Origin of the sequence: Pseudomonas sp. Marseille-Q0931 (assembly GCF_940789645.1) — a bacterium.
Lineage (GTDB): Bacteria > Pseudomonadota > Gammaproteobacteria > Pseudomonadales > Pseudomonadaceae > Aquipseudomonas.
The window spans coordinates 62,278-79,813 of sequence record NZ_CALNWT010000019.1 but is presented as its reverse complement, the minus strand read 5'-3'; the positions used below and the strand labels follow the sequence as shown (position 1 = coordinate 79,813).

Annotated in this window: 16 protein-coding genes; 10 read left to right on the top strand and 6 right to left on the bottom strand. The window is 64.7% G+C overall.

Annotation, left to right across the window (positions count from 1 at the left end):
- Positions 1-66 precede the first annotated feature (66 nt).
- Together P3C50_RS22970 and oscA are read right to left on the bottom strand one after the other, a co-directional pair.
- Positions 67-1,068, bottom strand: coding sequence for a sulfate ABC transporter substrate-binding protein (locus P3C50_RS22970; RefSeq protein WP_275547739.1), 1,002 nt, complete (start codon positions 1,066-1,068; stop codon positions 67-69).
- Positions 1,069-1,156: 88 nt separating this feature from the next.
- Positions 1,157-1,336, bottom strand: a complete 180-nt coding sequence (gene oscA / locus P3C50_RS22965; protein WP_197858597.1) for a sulfur starvation response protein OscA — start codon at positions 1,334-1,336, stop codon at positions 1,157-1,159.
- 243 nt (positions 1,337-1,579) lie between these two features.
- Between oscA and P3C50_RS22960 the strand changes: the two genes are divergently transcribed.
- Together P3C50_RS22960 and P3C50_RS22955 are read left to right on the top strand one after the other, a co-directional pair.
- Positions 1,580-2,161 (top strand): RBBP9/YdeN family alpha/beta hydrolase, encoded by a 582-nt coding sequence (locus P3C50_RS22960; RefSeq protein ID WP_275547738.1) that lies wholly within the window; start codon positions 1,580-1,582, stop codon positions 2,159-2,161.
- A gap of 184 nt (positions 2,162-2,345) precedes the next feature.
- On the top strand, positions 2,346-3,170 hold the full coding sequence (locus P3C50_RS22955; RefSeq protein WP_275547737.1) for a sigma 54-interacting transcriptional regulator: 825 nt from the start codon (positions 2,346-2,348) through the stop codon (positions 3,168-3,170).
- A 132-nt stretch (positions 3,171-3,302) separates the two neighbouring features.
- Here the strand turns inward: P3C50_RS22955 and modC are convergent, their stop codons facing one another.
- The 3 genes from modC to modA form a co-directional block, all read right to left on the bottom strand.
- Positions 3,303-4,427, bottom strand: a complete 1,125-nt coding sequence (modC, locus tag P3C50_RS22950; protein WP_275547751.1) for a molybdenum ABC transporter ATP-binding protein — start codon at positions 4,425-4,427, stop codon at positions 3,303-3,305.
- A complete protein-coding gene (gene modB, locus P3C50_RS22945) occupies positions 4,427-5,107 on the bottom strand; it encodes a molybdate ABC transporter permease subunit (RefSeq protein ID WP_181563196.1) in 681 nt (226 codons plus the stop codon). Before modB ends, modC begins: the two co-directional genes overlap by 1 nt.
- A gap of 227 nt (positions 5,108-5,334) precedes the next feature.
- Positions 5,335-6,087 carry a molybdate ABC transporter substrate-binding protein gene (gene modA / locus P3C50_RS22940; RefSeq protein ID WP_275547736.1) on the bottom strand — a complete coding sequence of 251 codons (753 nt, stop codon included), beginning with the start codon at positions 6,085-6,087 and terminating at the stop codon, positions 5,335-5,337.
- Between the two features lie 284 nt (positions 6,088-6,371).
- On the opposite strand from modA, the gene P3C50_RS22935 reads away from it, so the two are divergent.
- The 4 genes from P3C50_RS22935 (at position 6,372) to argE (ending at position 10,108) form a co-directional block, all read left to right on the top strand.
- Complete coding sequence (locus P3C50_RS22935; RefSeq protein WP_275547735.1) at positions 6,372-7,733, top strand: flavin-containing monooxygenase; 1,362 nt, start codon at positions 6,372-6,374, stop codon at positions 7,731-7,733.
- Positions 7,733-8,164 (top strand): RidA family protein, encoded by a 432-nt coding sequence (locus P3C50_RS22930; RefSeq protein ID WP_197858603.1) that lies wholly within the window; start codon positions 7,733-7,735, stop codon positions 8,162-8,164. Before P3C50_RS22935 ends, P3C50_RS22930 begins: the two co-directional genes overlap by 1 nt.
- Before the next feature lie 11 nt (positions 8,165-8,175).
- The gene (locus P3C50_RS22925; protein WP_275547734.1) at positions 8,176-8,850 is read left to right on the top strand and encodes a DUF1028 domain-containing protein; all 675 of its coding nucleotides are present in this window, start codon (positions 8,176-8,178) and stop codon (positions 8,848-8,850) included.
- 100 nt (positions 8,851-8,950) lie between these two features.
- Entirely contained in the window at positions 8,951-10,108 is a 1,158-nt protein-coding gene (gene argE / locus P3C50_RS22920; protein WP_275547733.1) for an acetylornithine deacetylase, read from the top strand.
- A gap of 307 nt (positions 10,109-10,415) precedes the next feature.
- Here the strand turns inward: argE and P3C50_RS22915 are convergent, their stop codons facing one another.
- A complete protein-coding gene (locus tag P3C50_RS22915; RefSeq protein ID WP_197858606.1) occupies positions 10,416-11,333 on the bottom strand; it encodes a LysR family transcriptional regulator in 918 nt (305 codons plus the stop codon).
- 501 nt (positions 11,334-11,834) lie between these two features.
- Here P3C50_RS22915 and P3C50_RS22910 point away from each other — a divergent pair.
- The 4 genes from P3C50_RS22910 to P3C50_RS22895 all read left to right on the top strand — a co-directional run bounded on the left by P3C50_RS22910 (position 11,835) and on the right by P3C50_RS22895 (position 17,496).
- Positions 11,835-13,328, top strand: a complete 1,494-nt coding sequence (locus P3C50_RS22910) for an aldehyde dehydrogenase (protein WP_275547732.1) — start codon at positions 11,835-11,837, stop codon at positions 13,326-13,328.
- A 65-nt stretch (positions 13,329-13,393) separates the two neighbouring features.
- Positions 13,394-14,818 carry an APC family permease gene (locus tag P3C50_RS22905; RefSeq protein ID WP_275547731.1) on the top strand — a complete coding sequence of 475 codons (1,425 nt, stop codon included), beginning with the start codon at positions 13,394-13,396 and terminating at the stop codon, positions 14,816-14,818.
- A 59-nt stretch (positions 14,819-14,877) separates the two neighbouring features.
- Positions 14,878-16,260, top strand: coding sequence for an aspartate aminotransferase family protein (locus tag P3C50_RS22900; RefSeq protein WP_275547730.1), 1,383 nt, complete (start codon positions 14,878-14,880; stop codon positions 16,258-16,260).
- A 249-nt stretch (positions 16,261-16,509) separates the two neighbouring features.
- Positions 16,510-17,496: an ABC transporter substrate-binding protein gene (locus tag P3C50_RS22895; RefSeq protein ID WP_275547729.1), complete on the top strand. Its 987-nt coding sequence runs from the start codon at positions 16,510-16,512 to the stop codon at positions 17,494-17,496.
- The last annotated feature ends 40 nt before the right edge of the window (positions 17,497-17,536 follow it).

The following is a 17,536-nucleotide window of genomic DNA, read 5'->3' as shown; positions in this document are numbered from 1 at the left end:
GAGCCGCGCCCCGCAGGCGCGGCTCCAGTGGCGAATCTCGCGAGGCAATCGCGAATGAATTCGCTCCTACTGGTTGATCTTGGTGAAGATCTGGTCGAACACGCCGCCGTCGTCGAAGTACTTCGGCTGGGCCTGTTTCCAGCCACCAAAGTCCTTATCGATGGTCACCAGCTTGAGGTCCTGGAACTGGTCCTTGAACTCGGCGGCGACTTTCTCGTTGCGCGGGCGGTAGAAGTTCTTCGCGGCGATGCGCTGGCCTTCTTCGCTGTACAGGTGCTCCAGGTAGGCCTCGGCCAGGGCACGGGTGCCCTTGCGCTCGACGTTGGCATCGACCACCGCTACCGGCGGCTCGGCGAGGATCGACAGCGACGGGGTGACGATCTCCAACTGGTCGCCGCCTTCTTCGGCCAGCGACAGGTAGGCTTCGTTTTCCCAGGCCAGCAACACATCACCCAGGCCACGCTGGACGAAGCTGATGGTCGCGCCGCGCGCGCCGGTATCCAGCACCGGGGCGTGGCGATAGAGCTCGGTGACGAACTCCAGGGCCTTGTCTTCGCTGCCGAACTTCTCGCGGGCATAGGCCCAGGCGGCGAGGAAGTTCCAGCGCGCGCCGCCGGAGGTTTTCGGGTTCGGGGTGATGACTTCCACGCCGTCCTTGACCAGGTCGTCCCAGTCCTTGATGCCTTTCGGGTTGCCCTTGCGTACCAGGAACACGATGGTCGAGGTGTACGGCGTGCTGTTGTCCGGTAGGCGTGCCTGCCAGTTTGGATCGATCAGCTGCTGGTTGAGATTCAGCGCGTCGATGTCGCCGGACAGTGCCAGAGTCACCACGTCGGCGCGCAGGCCATCGATCACTGCGCGGGCCTGCTTGCCCGAGCCACCGTGGGACTGCTGGATGGCGACGGCCGGGTTGCCTTGCGCTTGCCAGAATTTGTTGAAGGCGGCGTTGTACTCGACGTACAGCTCGCGGGTCGGGTCGTAGGACACGTTGAGCAGAGGCTGGGCGATGGCCGGGCCGGCGATCAGGGTGCTGGCCAGCGCGGCCAGGGCGAAACGGCGAATGGACATGGTGCAGCTCCTAAACTGGATAGGTTCTTGTGTTGGCGGAGGCGTTGGGGTTGTGGCCCTCTGGTGGTCCAGTCGGGCTGCAGCATGGTTAGTTCTTGGTGTTCGGTTGTTGCAGGCGGATCTTTTCCTTGCGCTCGATCTGCACCACCTGGCCGTTGTGTACGGTGATTTCCACCGAACCGAATTTCAGGCCATGCAGTGCGGTCTGGATCTCGCGCAGGATGCTGGCTTCATCCTGGCCTTCGAGGTTTCTCAGCGTCGCGGTCATTTCCAGGCTCCTTGTGAATAGGTCGCCACGGCGGCGTAACGAGTGCCGACGCTGGCGTGGAGCGGATAGTAGAGAGGCTGAAATATTCTTAAAAATACTGTTTCAGAACATTTATATGCTTTTTGGAAATATAAAACCGCGCGATATGGATACGTCAATGGAATAAGCAAAGAAATTCTTATTCTTTTTGTATTTGATTCGAGCTGCCTAGACTGGCGCCATTCGATTCAAGGAGGCGCCGTCATGGCCAGCGAAGCAATCCGTTATCTGATCCTGCCGGGCTGGCAGGGCTCACCCGAAGCGCACTGGCAAAGCCACTGGCAACGCAGCCTGCCGGGTACCGTGCGCGTCGAGCAGAGCGACTGGCTCAATCCGCAGCGCGCAGACTGGGTCGCGGCGCTGAATCAGGCGCTGGCAGCCGATCCGCGGCCCGCGATCCTTATTGCCCACAGCCTGGGCTGCGTGACGGTGGCGCATTGGGCCGCACAGGCGCCGGTCGAGCTGCTGCGCCGGGTGCGCGGTGCGCTGCTGGTGGCGCCGGCTGATGTCGAGCGGCCGGGTTGCCCCGAGCCGCTACGCAATTTCGCGCCGATGCCGCGTGATCTGCTGCCGTTTCCCAGCCAGCTGGTGGGCTCCGACAACGACGCGGCGGCCAGCGCCCTGCGCGCGCTGGAGCTGGCGCGGGCCTGGGGTAGCGAGGCGGCGATCCTGACCGGTGCCGGGCATATCAATGTGAAGTCCGGACACCGCCATTGGGAGCAGGGATTCGCCTATCTGTATCGCCTGCAGAGTCGCATCGAACAGCAGGCGCGCTTGCGCGCCTGAAAGCCCTTAACGGGCCAACACCTTCGGAGCGGGGTCGGGCCAGGCAGCCGCCCGCTCTTTTTTATCGCCCGCCAGCCATGGCGGCCACTCTTCGAGCCGTTGTGGAGCACGGTTGAGAATTGCTCCAGCCCATTTATTTGCATACAGGCCGCGCTGATGAGGTGCGGCTCAGGAGCTGCACGTCATGAGTTTTCCACCCGGCTTCCCACCGCCCCTGACCTTTGCCGATTCGGACAAGAGCCCGCTGAGCATTCGGGCCAAGGCGCTGGTATTCGTCGATGCGCGTTCGCGCCAATTGCGCGAGCGCGCCGAGGCGCTGGCGGGCAATGGCCAGCCGCTGCTGATCCTTGGCGAGACCGGCACCGGCAAGGAATTGCTGGCGCGCTATATCCATCGTCAGAGCGAGCGCGCTGGCCTGTTCGTGGCGGTGAGCTGCGCGGCGATCAGCCCGCAATGGGGTGAGGCCGAGCTGTTCGGGCATGTCGGCGGCGCCCATGTCGGGGCCGCCAGCAGCCGCGCCGGCTGGTTTGGTTCGGCCAATGGCGGCACGCTCTACCTCGATGAGATTGCCGACCTCGCGCGGCCCTTGCAGAGCAAACTGCTGGCCGCCCTGGAAACTCGCGAGGTATATCGCGTCGGCGCCAGCCAGGCGTTGCCGGTGGACGTGCGCCTGGTGGCGGCGACTAGCATCGATCTGGCCCGCGCGGTGGCAGCCGGCACGTTCGACGAGCGCCTGTACGCCTACCTGTGCGACGGCCAGCTGCTGTTCCCGGCGCTGCGCCAGCGGGTTGGCGACATCCTGCCGTTGGCCGAGTACTTCCTCGGCATCCACGCCTCGCGCCTGGGCCTGGCCATCCCGCCGATCAGCCCGGCAGCGCAGGCTGTACTGGAGTCCCATCGCTGGCCGGGCAATACCCGCGAGCTGGAGAACGTCATTCACTTTGCCCTGCTGCTGGCCGGCCATGACGAAATCGGACCGGAGCATCTGGAGTTGCCAGGGTGCGTGTAATCGCCCCGGATTGCATCCGGGCTACGGACTGGAGCTGCCCGGTACTGCGAGACTGATCGTTCCTCACGCTCCGCGCGGAAATGCCCTCGGGACGCTCTGCGTCCGTTCGGGTTTTGCCTAGCTATCAGATAGCTACGGCGCCAGTAGCGACACCGACTTGATCTGCGCCCAGAGCGCCTGGCCGGCATGAATGCCCAACTGATCGAAGGAGTAACGGGTGATCCGCGCCAGCAGGCGCTGTTCGCCCAGGCGCAGGGTCAACAGCATCTGCGCGTCGAGTGCCTGCCAGCTCTCCACCGTCGCCGGCAGCAGGTTGAGTAGGCTGCTGCCCTCGGCGCGTTGCAGGCTGAGGCTGACGTCGCGCGCCTTGATCTTCACCCGCACCGGATGGCCGTTGGGCAATACCGCGTGAGGCAGGCGCAGGCGCGCCTCGCTGCCGGGCAGGCGCAGTTGCAGCAGGTCGTAGGCGGCAGCATGGCCGCAGACCTCGCCGTCGATCACCGCCTCGGCATCGTCATCGCTGGCGAAGGGCAGGTCGGCGCGTAGCAGGGTTTCCTTGAGCGGGCCGCTGGCGCGCACCTGGCCTTCGTCGAGCAGCACCAGATGATCGGCCAGGCGCGCCACTTCGTCCGGCGCATGGCTGACGTAGAGCACGGGGATGTCCAGCTCTTCGTGCAGGCGCTGCAGATAGGGCAGCACCTCCTGCTTGCGCTTGAGATCGAGCGAGGCCAGCGGCTCGTCCATCAGCAGCAGGCGCGGGCTGGTCACCAGCGCGCGGGCAATGCCGACGCGCTGGCGTTCGCCACCGGACAGCGCCGACGGCTTGCGCTCGAGCAGATGACCGATGCCCAGCAACTCCAGCGCCTGATCCAGCGCCACCCTGCGCTGCGCGGCGGGGATGCGTTTCTGCCCGTACTCCAGATTGCCGCGCACGCTCAGGTGCGGGAACAGGTTGGCATCCTGAAACACGTAGCCGATGGCGCGCTGGTGGGCGGGGAGGAAGAAGCCGCGCTCGCTGTCCTGCCAGAGTTCGCCGGCCACTTGCAGATAACCCTGCTGTGGACGATCCAGCCCGGCGAAGCAGCGCAGACAACTGGTCTTGCCCGAACCGGAATGCCCGAACAATGCGCTGACGCCCCGCGCCGGCAGGTCGAGATTCACATCCAGGCGAAACTCGGCGCGCTGCACCAGAAAGCGCGCGCGGATACGCCCGTCGTCACTGACGACAGGCGCCTTGGCCTTGCCGAATCCGAACATCACAGAGCCCTCACCCTGGTGCTGCGGCCGCCGTATAGCGCCAACAGAACGATGAAGGAGAATGCCACCATGCCGCCGGCCAACCAATGTGCCTGGGCGTAGTTCATGGTTTCCACATGGTTGTAGATCTGCACCGACACCACCTGGGTCTTGCCGGGGATATTGCCGCCGATCATCAGCACCACGCCGAACTCACCGACCGTATGGGCAAAGGCCAGGATCGCGGCGGTGACGAACCCCGGGCGCGCCAGCGGCAGTACGACGCTGAAGAACGTATCCCAGGGGTTGGCGCGCAAGGTTGCGGCGGCCTCCAGCGGGCCGCGGCCAATGGCCTCGAAGGCGTTCTGCAAGGGCTGCACGACGAAGGGCAGGGAATAGAAAATCGAACCGATCACCAGGCCGGTGAAGCTGAAGGTAAAGGTGCCCAGGCCGAGGCTTTGCGTCAGCTGACCGAAGAAACCGTTGGGGCCCATGCTCACCAGCAGGTAGAAGCCGATCACCGTCGGCGGCAGTACCAGCGGCAGCGCCACCACGGCCCCGACCGGACGTTTCAGCCAGGAGTCGGTACGGGTCAGCCACAGCGCGATAGGCGTGCCGATGATCAGCAGCAGCACGGTGGTCAGCGAGGCCAGCTCCAGGGTCAGGAGGATGGCGTCGAGGTCATTCTTCGACAGCGGCATGGGTGGATTCCGATGATGGCAGACAGAGCCCGGGCTGCAGCCGGGCTACGCGGTTTGCCTGATCTTCTGCAGGGAAAGAGCCCAGCATAGTGGCATTACAGGCAGGCCTGCCAAGACGCTCGATAGCAGAAAGCTCGCGGACAAGTCCGCTCCCACAACAGCTGCAACTTGTGGGAGCGGACTTGTCCGCGAATGATCCGAACCATCGAGCGCGATCGCTGCAGGCATCACTGGTTGTAGCCGTAGGCCTCGATGATCCTGGCGGCCTGCGGGCCCTTGAGAAATTCCACCAGCGCAGCAGCGGCGGGGTTGTCGGCGCCCTTGTTGAGGATCACCGCGTCCTGCCTGATCGGCTCGTGCAGCTCGCCAGGAACGATCCACGCAGAACCGCTGCTGAGCTTGCCGTCCTTGTACACCTGCGACAACGCGACGAAGCCCAGTTCGGCATTGCCGGTGGAGACGAACTGGTGCGCCTGGGTGATGTTCTGGCCCTCGACCAGCTTGGCTTTCACCGCTTCGCCCAGGCCCAGCTTGTCCAGCACCTGGGTCGCGGCCAAGCCATAGGGCGCGGCCTTCGGATTGGCGATGGACAGGTGCTTGAACTGCCCGGCTTTCAGCGCGGCGTCCGTGCCGTCGAGGTAGCTGGCGTCGGCCGACCACAGCACCAGGCTGCCGATGGCGTAGGTGAAGCGCGAGCCCGGCACGCTCGCGCCTTCGCCCTCCAGCTTGGCCGGCGTGGTGTCGTCGGCGCTGAGGAATACATCGAACGGCGCGCCGTTGTTGATCTGCGCGTAGAACTGCCCGGTAGCGCCGAAGGAAGCCACCAGCTTATGCCCGGTGGCCTTCTCGAACTCAGGCGCGAGGACCTGGATCGGCGCGGTGAAGTTGGCGGCCACCGCAACCTTGACTTCGTCGGCGATGGCGCCGCTGGCGAATACCAGGGTCAGGGCGAGCAGGCTGTGCTTGAGCGGCTTGAGCATGAGGATTCCTTGCTGTTCTGGCGACGCAATCGGTCTTGGCGGAATGGCGAATGCGGCAATCCTACATCGTTATGTTGTTTTGTATATAGCGTGCGATCGAAGCGTGTCGCCGTGCCCGATCTTCGTGCATGTCCGCTCCTGCCTGCACCGTCAGTGCCTCAGGCAGTTTTTACCTTGCCAGCGACTACAAAAAACATAATTTCGCTAATGCCCCGCTCTGAACAGAATGCCCTCAACGAACCGCCGCGGCGGATCAGTCACGAGCAGAATCAGAGCAGGCAACCATGACCGACCTGAAGCAGACCGCCTTTCCCACGCCCGCTGGTCGGGCCCCCGCAATTCTCGAAATCGATACCCTGGTCGTTGGTGCTGGCCAGGCTGGCGTCGCCATGAGCGAGCACCTGGGCAAGCAGGGCGTACCGCACCTGGTGCTGGAAAAGAACCGCATCGCCGAAGCCTGGCGTACGGTGCGCTGGGACTCGCTGGTTACCAACGGTCCGGTCTGGCATGACCGTTTTCCGGGGATGGAATTTCCCGATCTGGGGCCCGATGACTTCGCCCACAAGGATCAGGTTGCCGATTACTTCGAGGCCTACGCCAGGATGATCGACGCGCCAATTCGCACCGGCGTCGAGGTGAAGAAGGTGGTGCGCAACGCCGACCGCCCCGGCTTCACCGTGGAAACGTCCGAAGGTGTGATTCAGGCCAATCGCGTGGTGGCGGCCACCGGGCCGTTCCAGCGTCCGGTCATTCCGGCCATCGCGCCGCAGGACGAGTCGCTGCTGCAGATTCACTCGGCGAAGTACCGCAACCCGCAGCAACTGCCGGAAGGTGCGGTGCTGGTGGTAGGTGCCGGCTCCTCCGGCGTGCAGATCGCTGACGAGCTGAACCGCGCCGGGCGTCGGGTCTACCTGTCCGTAGGGGCGCATGACCGGCCGCCGCGCGCCTACCGCGGTCGCGACTTCGTCTGGTGGCTCGGTGTGCTTGGCCTGTGGGATCTCGAGAGCGTCGAGCCGGGCAAGGAACACGTGACCATCGCCGTAAGCGGCGCCCACGGCGGTCGCACCATCGACTTTCGTGAGCTGGCCGGACAGGGCATCACTCTGGTTGGTCTGACCCGCTCCTTCGAAAACGGCGTTGCCAGCTTCCAGGACAACCTGGCCGAGAACCTAGCCCGTGGCGACGAGAACTACCTGTCGCTGCTCGACGCGGCCGATGCCTACATCACCCGCAATGGCCTCGACCTGCCCGAGGAGCCCGAAGCGCGCAAACGCTTTGCCGAGCCGGCCTGCGTCAGCGATCCGCTGCTGCAGCTGAACCTGGCCGAAGCCGGCGTCACCTCGATCATCTGGGCCACCGGCTACGCCACGGATTTCAGCTGGCTGCAGGTCGATGCCTTCGATGATGCCGGCAAACCGCAGCACCAGCGCGGCGTCTCCAGCGAGCCGGGCGTTTACTTCATCGGCCTGCCATGGCTGTCGCGACGCGGCTCCACCTTCATCTGGGGCGTGTGGCACGACGCCCGGCATGTCGCCGATCACATCGCCATCCAGCGCAAGTACAGCGCTTACCGCGCGGCCGCTGACCGTGACACTCAGGCCATCGAGGCCACCCCTGCGAAAACCAGCCTGACGGGAGCTCGCTGATGCCCACGCATACTCGCATTCGCATGTTCAATACCAAGGACACCTACCCCAACCAGTCGCTGGACAACGACCTGTGCCAGGCCGTGCGCGCCGGCAATACGGTTTACGTGCGTGGCCAGGTCGGCACCGATTTCGACGGCAAGTTGATCGGCCTTGGCGACCCGGCGGCGCAGGCCGAGCAGGCGATGAAGAACGTCAAGCAGCTGCTCGAAGAGGCCGGCAGCGACCTCTCGCACATCGTCAAGACCACCACCTACATCATCGACCCGCGCTACCGTGAGCCGGTGTATCGCGAGGTCGGCAAGTGGCTCAAGGGTGTGTTCCCGATCTCCACCGGCCTGGTGGTATCGGCCCTGGGCCAGCCGCAGTGGCTGATGGAGATCGACGTGATCGCCGTCATTCCGGACGACTGGCAAGCCCCGCAAGCCTGAGGAGCACGCGCATGACTTTCTCCATCGTCGGACGTTGTCCGGAAACCGGCCAGCTCGGCATCGCCATCAGCTCCTCCAGCATCGCCGTCGGCGCGCGTTGCCCCTGGCTGCGCGCCGGGGTGGGTGCGGTGTCGACGCAGAACATCACCCTGCCGGCACTCGGCCCGCAGATCCTCGACCTGCTGGAAGCCGGCCTCGATCCCCAAGCCGCGCTGGACAAGGCCCTGGGCAGCAATGGCTACGGCCAGTACCGTCAGGTGACGGTGATCGACAGCCACGGCGCCAGCGCGCAGTTTTCCGGCAGCGAAGCGCTCGGCATCCACAGCGCCCGGGCGGGCGAGCAATGTGTCGCGGCAGGTAATCTGCTGTCGAGCACGACGGTGATCGATGCCATGGTCGAGGCCTTCGTGCAGGCCGCTGGCGGTCTGCCGGATCGCCTGCTGGCCGCCATGCACGCGGCCATGGCCGCTGGGGGTGAGGCCGGGCCGGTGCATTCGGCAGCGATGTCGGTGGTCGGCGATCTGGTCTGGCCGGTGGTCGACCTGCGCGTGGACTGGGCCGAGCACGATCCCATCGGCGAGCTGGACAAACTCTGGCGTGCCTACGAGCCGCAACTGCACGACTACATCACCCGTGCGCTTGATCCGACCGCCGCGCCGAGCTACGGCGTGCCGGGTGACGAGTAGGCACAGCGACGTATGGGAGGGGCTTTAGCCGCGACCTGGGAGTTGTCGCCGCTAAAGCGCCTCCCACGGTTCATCGATCAATCTTTCACGGTAACCGCTCATGCCCACCAGCCGCGACCTGCTCGCCGACCTGATTGCCTTCGACACCACCAGCCGCCTGTCCAATCTGGCATTGATCGAGTACGTGCGCGACTACCTCGCCGGCTTTGGTATCGACAGCGAGTTGCTGTTCAATGACGACGGTAGCAAGGCCAACCTGCATGCGCGCATCGGCCCGAGCGGATCGGGCGGGGTGATGTTGTCTGGTCACAGCGACGTGGTGCCGGTCGACGGTCAGGCCTGGACGGTGCCGCCATTCGCCATGAGCGAGCGTGAAGGACGCCTCTATGGTCGTGGTGCTGCCGACATGAAGGGCTTCATCGCCTGCGTACTGGCGGCTGTGGCGGCCTTTCTCGAACAGCCACTGCGTCTGCCCCTGCATATCGCCATTTCCTATGACGAAGAAGTGGGTTGCCTCGGCGTGCGCAGCCTGGTCGAGCGCCTGCGCGCCAGCCCCGAGCGCCCGGCTATCTGCCTGATCGGCGAGCCGACGGAAATGCGGCCGGTGCTGGGCCACAAGGGCAAGCTGGCCATGCGCTGCGAGGTGCATGGCGCGGCCTGCCATTCGGCCTACGCGCCGCAGGGCGTCAATGCCATCGAATACGCGGCGAAGCTGATCGGCCGTCTCGGCGAACTCGGCACACGCCTGGCCGCGCCGGAGCGCCATGACGAGCGCTTCGATCCACCCTACTCGACGGTGCAGACCGGGATGATCCAGGGCGGCCGGGCGTTGAATATCGTCCCCGCCGAATGCCGCTTCGATTTCGAAATGCGCGCGTTGCCGGCCGATGATCCGCAGCAGGTCGCCGCCGAATTGCGTGACTACGCGGAGCACGAACTGCTGCCACGTATGCGCGCGGTCAGCGCTGCCAGCGATATCCGTTTCAGTGAACTGTCCAGCTACCCTGGACTGCTTACCGATCCGGCCAGCGATGCGGCGCAGTTACTGGCAACGATCGTTGGGCGTGAGGACTTCACCACCGTGGCCTTCGGCACCGAAGGTGGGCTGTTCGACGCGGCCGGTGTGGCCACCGTGGTCTGCGGCCCCGGCAGCATGGAGCAGGGACACAAGCCGGACGAATTCGTCAGCCTGGAACAGCTCGAGCGCTGCGATGCCATGCTGGCACGCCTGGCGCAGTGGATGCAGGCGGAGCGCTGAGAAGGGCTGTGGGGGCGCTTTGTTACGAGCGCAGTCGCTTGCGGCCCCTCTTCGAACAAGGTGCTGCCCCGGATCGGAGTTCGCCAGCGCCGCAAAGCCGCTGTAGCAGCGAGCTCTGCTCGCGAAGCTCTGGCCTGCCTCGATCCCGTGCGTTCGCGAGCAGAGCTCGCTCCTACCTAATAGGCGTGGGCAATTCGGGATGCCTCTTGGAACATCAGGGTCTCCAGGTTGGGCGAACTGCCGTAAACGTCGCGGACAAGTCCGTGCTTACTCAGGCGAGTACCGCGGATGCAATCCGGGGAAGCCATCAGGCGCCTGGCGCCGCCTCGCCCAACTCCGCCTTGCAGTAATCGACGAACAGCTGTGCCGGTTTGGTCAGCTGCGCGCGCTTCAGCCAGGCGGCCACCAGGCCGGAGCCGGTCACGGCTTCGCTGATGTTCACGCACACCACCTGCTTGCCGTCGTAGGTCATGTTGCAGTGCGGGCGGGTGACCAGCACCGAGAAACCGAAGCCCTGGCCGACCATGCCCCGCACCATCTCGATCGACGGCGAGCTGAAGACGATATTCGGCGACAGGCCCAGCTCCTCGAAGATGCTCACGAAATAGTTACGGCTGGGCAGAACATCGAGCAGGATCATCGGATCGAGCACCAGGTCGCGCAATGACACCTGCGCCTGGGCAGCGAAACGATGGCCCTCGGGCAGCAGGGCGTATGGGCGCTGTGGCGGCATCAGCGGCTCGGTCTCGATGGTGCCGTCCAGATCGTGCTCGTAGAAGATCGCCAGGTCGAAGCGGCCACTGGTCAGCCCTTGCACCAGCTCGTGCTGCTCGCCGTCGTGCAGGCGGATTTCCACACCGGGGTAGCGCTGACGAAAGCCGGCGATCAGCCGCGGCAGGTAGAGCGGGGCGACGGTCTCGAAGCAGCCAATGTCGATCTGCCCGGCCACCACGTCGTTGTCGGCCAGCGCGTTCTGTTCGAACTCGTGCGCCATGCGCAGCAGTTCCTGCGCCTTGCGGTAGAAGCGTCCGCCGCCGGGGGTGAGCGAAACGCCCTGGGCGTGATGGCGAATGAACAACTGCACGCCGAAGCTTTCCTCCAGCCCCTTGATCGCGGTGGAGATCGACGGCTGGGCGATGTACAGCTTGCGCGACGCCTCGGCGACGCTGCCGCATTCGACGGTGGTAACGAAGTATTTGAGTTGACGCAGAGTGTAGGCAGCCACGCAAGGAACCTCGAACGATCTTGTTTTGGCTCTCACCATACCCGCAGATTAGGGTGCGGTAGGCGAGCATCTTGTTTGCCAGTGGCCATATTTTTTATGGCCCTGGGCGGGGGATGCCTTGCAAGAGTCGTACGCGGGCAGCGAGGAGGGACAGTGTCGGAGCAACTGATGGTGGGCTGAAGCCCACCCTACGCCACTGCGTCCGCTGCCCGGGCGGCAAGTCGGTTCCCTGTCGGGATTCGGTATGGCGGTGAGGCGCCCGCTGGGTGTGCGCAGAAAGTGTGCGTCCGTCAGGCCGGGTCCGTGGCGCTCGTGTCTCGGCGCCGCCAGCATTTGCGCTGTGCGGGCTGTGGTCTGCACAAATAATTGGCGGCTCGCACGCTTTTGGTGCGCTCGTGACCATCTTTTTCGTATGTCCCGGCGACATTTTTAATATTTTTCCTATCTTCGGGCTTGCGCCACCATCAGTCCGCAACAGCCAAACGGCAGAAGGGGACAGAGGTGTACGAACTCAGCGACTGGCAGCAACGCGCCCGCAATCAGGGCTTCATCGAACATGCGCTCATTCAGGGGCGTCGCGTCGCGGCGCAGTCCGGTGCCACCTTCGCCGCCGTCAACCCGGCCACCGGTCAGGTGCTGGCGCAGGTCGCCGCGTGTGGCGAGGCCGAAGTCGACCAGGCCGTACGTAGTGCCCGCCAGGCATTCGAGGCCGGCGTCTGGTCGCAGCGCAGCCCGGCCGAGCGCAAGCAGGTGCTGCTGCGCCTGGCTGAGCTGATCATGGCCAATCGTGACGAGTTGGCGTTGCTCGACTCGTTGAACATGGGCAAGCCGGTGATGGATGCCTGGAATATCGACGTGCCCGGCGCAGCCGGCGTCTTCCGCTGGTATGGCGAAAGCCTCGACAAGCTCTACGACGAGGTCGCCCCCTCTGCGCCCAATGTTCTGGCCACCATCACCCGCGAAGCGCTGGGCGTGGTCGCCGCCGTGGTGCCGTGGAACTTTCCGCTGGACATGGCCGCCTGGAAGCTGGCGCCGGCCCTGGCAGCAGGCAACTCGGTGGTGCTCAAGCCCGCCGAGCAGTCGCCATTCTCCGCCCTGCGCCTGGCCGAGCTGGCCTTGGAAGCCGGCCTGCCGGAAGGCGTGCTGAACGTGGTGCCGGGCCTCGGCGAGCACGCGGGCAAGGCCCTTGGCCTGCACATGGACGTCGACTGCCTGGCCTTCACCGGCTCGACCGAAGTGGGCAAGTACTTCATGAGCTACTCGGCACAGTCGAACCTCAAGCAGGTCTGGCTGGAGTGTGGCGGCAAGAGCGCCAACCTGGTCTTCGCCGACTGTCAGGACCTCGATCTGGCCGCCGAGAAGGCCGCCTTCGGCATCTTCTTCAACCAGGGCGAGGTGTGCTCGGCCAACTCGCGCCTACTGGTGCAGCGCTCGATCCATGACGAGTTCGTCGAGCGCCTGCTGGCCAAGGCGCGCGAGTGGACGCCGGGCGATCCGCTCGATCCGGCGAGCCGTGCCGGCGCCATCGTCGATTCGCGGCAGACCGCGCGGATCATGGATTTCATCCGTGGCGCCGAAGCGGAAGGCGCGCGACTGGCCTGTGGGGGCCGGCAACTGACCTTCAATGGTTCGGACAACTTCATCGCGCCGACCCTGTTCACCGGCGTTGCGCCGAACAGCCGTCTGGCCCGCGAGGAAGTCTTCGGCCCGGTGCTGGCGGTGATGCCCTTCGATAGCGAAGACGAGGCCGTGCAACTGGCCAACGACAGTGTCTATGGCCTGGCAGCCTCGCTGTGGAGCGACGACCTGCACCGCGCCCATCGCGTCGCTCGGCGCCTGAAGGCCGGTACCGTTTCGGTCAATACCGTCGATGCGCTGGATGTCACTGTGCCTTTCGGCGGCGGTAAGCAATCCGGTTTCGGCCGGGACCTGTCGCTGCACTCGTTCGACAAGTACACCCAGCTGAAAACCACCTGGTTCCAGTTGCGCTCCTGATGGGGCGAGCTGGCTGCGTGCACGCTTTCCTCCATGCACAACAACAAGATCGCAGGAGATTTGCCATGACTGATGCCGATATTTCTCTCGGTTCGCGCCCCGTCGAAATCACCCCGGCCTCGGGCAGGCTGAGCCGCAAGCTGGGCCTGGTCGCACTGCTGTCGGTTTCCGTCGGCCTGGTCATCTCCCAGGGCGTGATGGTGCTGATGCTTCAGGGCGTCGGCATCGCTGGCCCGGCGTTTCTGATACCGCTGTCGCTGGCCTTCCTGCTGGCGCTGACTTACGCATGCTCGTTCTCCGAGCTGTCGCTGATGATTCCGCGCGCCGGCAGCCTGAGCAGCTACACGGAAGTGGCCCTTGGACATTTCGCGGCGATCGTCTCGACCTTCTCCGGCTACGTGGTGGTGGCGATGTTCGCCCTGTCCGCCGAATTGCTGTTGCTCGATCAGATCATCAGTCATGTCTATCCGGGCCTGTTCCCCGGCATGAGCGTTGCGGTCGGCGTGCTGGTGCTGTTCACCCTGCTCAATCTGCTTGGCATCGACATCTTCGCCCGCCTGCAGACCGCACTGGCCACGGTGATGCTGATCATCCTGCTCGCGCTGGGGCTTTCGGCAATCAGCGGCAGTGGCAGCGAACCGGCGTTGAGCGGCGGTCTGCCCGACGAGTGGAACCCGATGGGGGCGGGTGTGCTGACCCTGGTAGCGTTGGCCATCTGGGGCTTCGTCGGTGCCGAGTTCGTCTGCCCGATGGTGGAGGAGTCGCGGCGTCCCGAGCGCAACATCCCCTGGGCGATGATCCTCGGCATCACGATCATCTTCGTGGTCATTGCCTTGTACGCCATCGGTGCTTTGTATTACGTGTCGCAAGACGAGTTGGCCAGCTCTGCGCTGCCGCACTACCTCTACGCCACGGCGATGTTCGGTGAGTCCGGCAAGCACGTGCTGGTGATCGCCGCGACCATGGCCACCTGCAGCACATTGAACACCTCTCTGGCCGCTATTCCACGGATGCTTTACGGGATGGCGGACAATGGCCAGGCCTTTCCGCAGTTCAAGCTGCTCAGCCGGCGTTTCAACACGCCCTGGGTCGCGGTGCTGTTCGTGGCCGCGATCACCGGGCTGCCGATCCTGTTCATGGGCGATGATCCGGGTGTGGTCGGCATGCTGCTGATTGCCGCCGCGATCGCCTGGCTGCTGGCCTACATCGTCTGCCACCTGGACGTGATTGCCCTGCGCCGTCGTTACCCCGATCTCAAGCGTCCCTTCCGCACGCCGTTCTACCCGTTGCCGCAGCTGCTGGGCATCGTGGGCATGCTGATCTCCATCTACTACGCCTCGCCGACGCCGGAAATGACCGAGGCGATTTTCACCAGCGCCGGCGTGGTGCTGGGGCTGGTTTCAATAATCGCCGTGGTATGGATCAAGCTGGTGATGCGCAAGCCACTGTTCACCCCGGAACCGCTGGAAAACGTACTTAACCGTCAATGAACTCCGTCCGGGGCCGGACCCCGGACATTTGCTCACATGTACAAGGCGAGGCGACTGCCATGACTCTTCCTAAAACTGCCGAACGTTCCACCCGCGACTACCAGACCCTGGATGCGGCCCACCACATCCATGCCTTCCTCGACCAGAAAGCCCTCAACGAGAAGGGCGCCCTAGTGATCGCCAAGGGCCAGGGCCTGAACCTGTGGGACACCGACGGCAAGCGCTACCTCGATGGCATGTCCGGCCTGTGGTGCACCGCGCTGGGCTATGGCCGCGCCGACCTCAACGCTGCCGCCGCGCGCCAGCTGGAAGAGCTGCCGTACTACAACCTGTTCTTCCACACCACCCACCCACGGGTGGTGGAGCTGTCCGAGCTACTGTTCAGTCTGCTGCCCAAGCACTACAGCCACGCCATCTACACCAACTCCGGCTCCGAGGCCAACGAGGTGCTGATCCGCAGTGTGCGCCGCTACTGGCAGGTGGTCGGCAAGCCGCAGAAGCGCATCATGATCGGCCGCTGGAACGGCTACCACGGCTCCACCCTGGGCAGCACCGCACTGGGCGGCATGGGCTTCATGCACGAGATGGGCGGCATGCTGCCGGACTTCGCCCATATCGGCGAGCCGTACTACTTCGCCGAAGGCGGCGAGCTTTCCGAAGAGGCGTTCGGCCTCAAGGCGGCCCGCGAGCTGGAGGCGAAGATTCTCGAACTGGGCGCCGAGAGCGTCGCCGCCTTCGTTGCCGAACCCTTCCAGGGCGCCGGCGGCATGATCTTCCCGCCGGCCAGCTACTGGGCCGAGGTGCAGCGCATCTGCCGCCAGTACGACGTGCTGCTGTGCGCCGACGAAGTGATCGGCGGCTTCGGCCGCACCGGTGAATGGTTCGCCCACGAGCATTTCGGCTTCCAGCCCGACACCCTGACCATCGCCAAGGGCCTGACTAGCGGCTACATCCCCATGGGCGGTCTGGTGCTGTCCAAGCGCATCGCCGATGCCCTGGTGCAGGAAGGCGGCGTATTCGCCCACGGCCTGACCTATGCAGGGCATCCGGTGGCGGCCGCCGTGGCCATCGCCAACCTCACCGCGCTGCGCGACGAGAAGATCGTCGAGACGGTGAAGGCCGACACCGGCCCATACCTGCAGAAGCTGCTGCGTGAGACCTTCGCCGATCACCCGCTGATCGGCGATATCCAGGGCACCGGCCTGGTGGCTGCGCTGCAGTTCGCCGAAGACAAGGCCACCCGCAAGCGTTTCGCCAACGAGAACGACATCGCCTGGCACTGCCGCACGGCCGGTTTCGACGAGGGTCTGATCATCCGTTCGACCCTGGGCCGCATGATCATGGCGCCAGCGCTGGTGGCCACGCATGCCGAGCTGGATGAACTGGTGGAAAAGACCAAGCGCGCAGTGGACCGCACCGGGCGCGAGTTGAACCTGCTGTAACCCCAGGGTGATGGGGCTCCTTTCTGTAGGCGCGGATTGATCCGCGAATTCGCGGCTGAAGCGGTACGCCGCGCGGCCGCTCCTACAGAAACGGCCATGCGCCGCGCCCCATCGCCTACCAACCGCCCCGCAGAGGGCGGGCAAGAAACCAGGAGCCGGCCCGCAGAGGCCGGCCCTGATTGCCCTTCAGGCCTATGGCCAATCCCTGCCTCACACCAGCAATGCACCAACAGGTTGTGGGAGCGCTTCATGAAATCATCCTTGCGTCATCGTCTCGCCCGTTCGTTCGCCTGCACCGCTCTGGCTGCCAGCCTGGCCGCCACCGCCCAGGCCGGCACGCTATCGATCGGTCATACCACCTGGGTCGGCTACGGCACCCTGTACCTGGCCCGTGACCTCGGCTACTTCAAGGAAGCCGGCCTCGATCTGCAACTGACCACCATCGAAGAAGCCTCGATGTACATGGCCGCACAAGCCTCGGGCAAGCTGTCCGGCTCGGCCTCGACCATCGACGAGATCCTCAAATACCGCTCCAAGGACTTCTGCTTCAAGGCCGTCGCGGCGCTGGACGAGTCCCACGGTGGCGACGGTATCGTCGTGCACAGCGACATCGCCGGCATGCAGGACCTCAAAGGCAAGGCCGTGGCCGTCAATGAAGGTTCGGTATCGCAGTTCTGGCTCAGCTACCTGCTGAAGAAGGCCGGCATGAGCATGGCCGACATCGAAGTGCAGAACATGACTGCCGACGATGCCGCCTCGGCCTTCATCGCCGGCCACGTTCCGGCTGCGGTGACCTGGGAGCCGAACCTGACCATGGTCAAGCAGAAGGGCAGCGGCAAGGTGCTGGTCGATAGCAGCGAAACCCCCGGTGTGATCGTCGATGTGGTCGCGCTCGATTGCGACGTCATCGAGAAGCAGCCGGAGGACGTCAAGGCGCTGGTTGCCGGTCTGTACAAGGCGGTCGAGTTCACCAAGACCAATCCGGAAAAAGCCTACGAGATCATGGCCAAGGGCGTCGGTGGCTACCTGTCCAATCCCAAGGATCTGGCCGAAGCCGCCAAGGGCGTGACCTTCTACGACCAGGCCATGAGCGAGAAGCTGCTCGGCACCCCCGGCCAGGCCGGCGATATCGCCGAGATCATCAAGCTGGCCAACGAGACGTGGAGTTCGCTGCAGGGCAAGCCCTACACGGTGAGCTACGAGGACCTGGTGGATACCTCGTTCGTCACTCCCTAAGCCTTCGACCCAGCCTTGTAGGAGCGGCTTTAGCCGCGAA

Excerpts from the sequence above, each read along its gene's own strand:
- modA (WP_275547736.1), bottom strand. The coding sequence starts at position 6,087 with ATGCTCAAGCCGCTCAAGCACAGCCTGCTCGCCCTGACCCTGGTATTC.
- P3C50_RS22925 (WP_275547734.1), top strand. The coding sequence starts at position 8,176 with ATGACTTTCTCCATCGTCGGACGTTGTCCGGAAACCGGCCAGCTCGGC.
- P3C50_RS22955 (WP_275547737.1), top strand. The coding sequence starts at position 2,346 with ATGAGTTTTCCACCCGGCTTCCCACCGCCCCTGACCTTTGCCGATTCG.
- oscA (WP_197858597.1), bottom strand. The coding sequence starts at position 1,336 with ATGACCGCGACGCTGAGAAACCTCGAAGGCCAGGATGAAGCCAGCATC.
- P3C50_RS22900 (WP_275547730.1), top strand. The coding sequence starts at position 14,878 with ATGACTCTTCCTAAAACTGCCGAACGTTCCACCCGCGACTACCAGACC.
- P3C50_RS22935 (WP_275547735.1), top strand. The coding sequence starts at position 6,372 with ATGACCGACCTGAAGCAGACCGCCTTTCCCACGCCCGCTGGTCGGGCC.
- modB (WP_181563196.1), bottom strand. The coding sequence starts at position 5,107 with ATGCCGCTGTCGAAGAATGACCTCGACGCCATCCTCCTGACCCTGGAG.
- P3C50_RS22930 (WP_197858603.1), top strand. The coding sequence starts at position 7,733 with ATGCCCACGCATACTCGCATTCGCATGTTCAATACCAAGGACACCTAC.
- P3C50_RS22905 (WP_275547731.1), top strand. The coding sequence starts at position 13,394 with ATGACTGATGCCGATATTTCTCTCGGTTCGCGCCCCGTCGAAATCACC.
- P3C50_RS22960 (WP_275547738.1), top strand. The coding sequence starts at position 1,580 with ATGGCCAGCGAAGCAATCCGTTATCTGATCCTGCCGGGCTGGCAGGGC.
- P3C50_RS22970 (WP_275547739.1), bottom strand. The coding sequence starts at position 1,068 with ATGTCCATTCGCCGTTTCGCCCTGGCCGCGCTGGCCAGCACCCTGATC.
- modC (WP_275547751.1), bottom strand. The coding sequence starts at position 4,427 with ATGTTCGGATTCGGCAAGGCCAAGGCGCCTGTCGTCAGTGACGACGGG.
- P3C50_RS22895 (WP_275547729.1), top strand. The coding sequence starts at position 16,510 with ATGAAATCATCCTTGCGTCATCGTCTCGCCCGTTCGTTCGCCTGCACC.
- argE (WP_275547733.1), top strand. The coding sequence starts at position 8,951 with ATGCCCACCAGCCGCGACCTGCTCGCCGACCTGATTGCCTTCGACACC.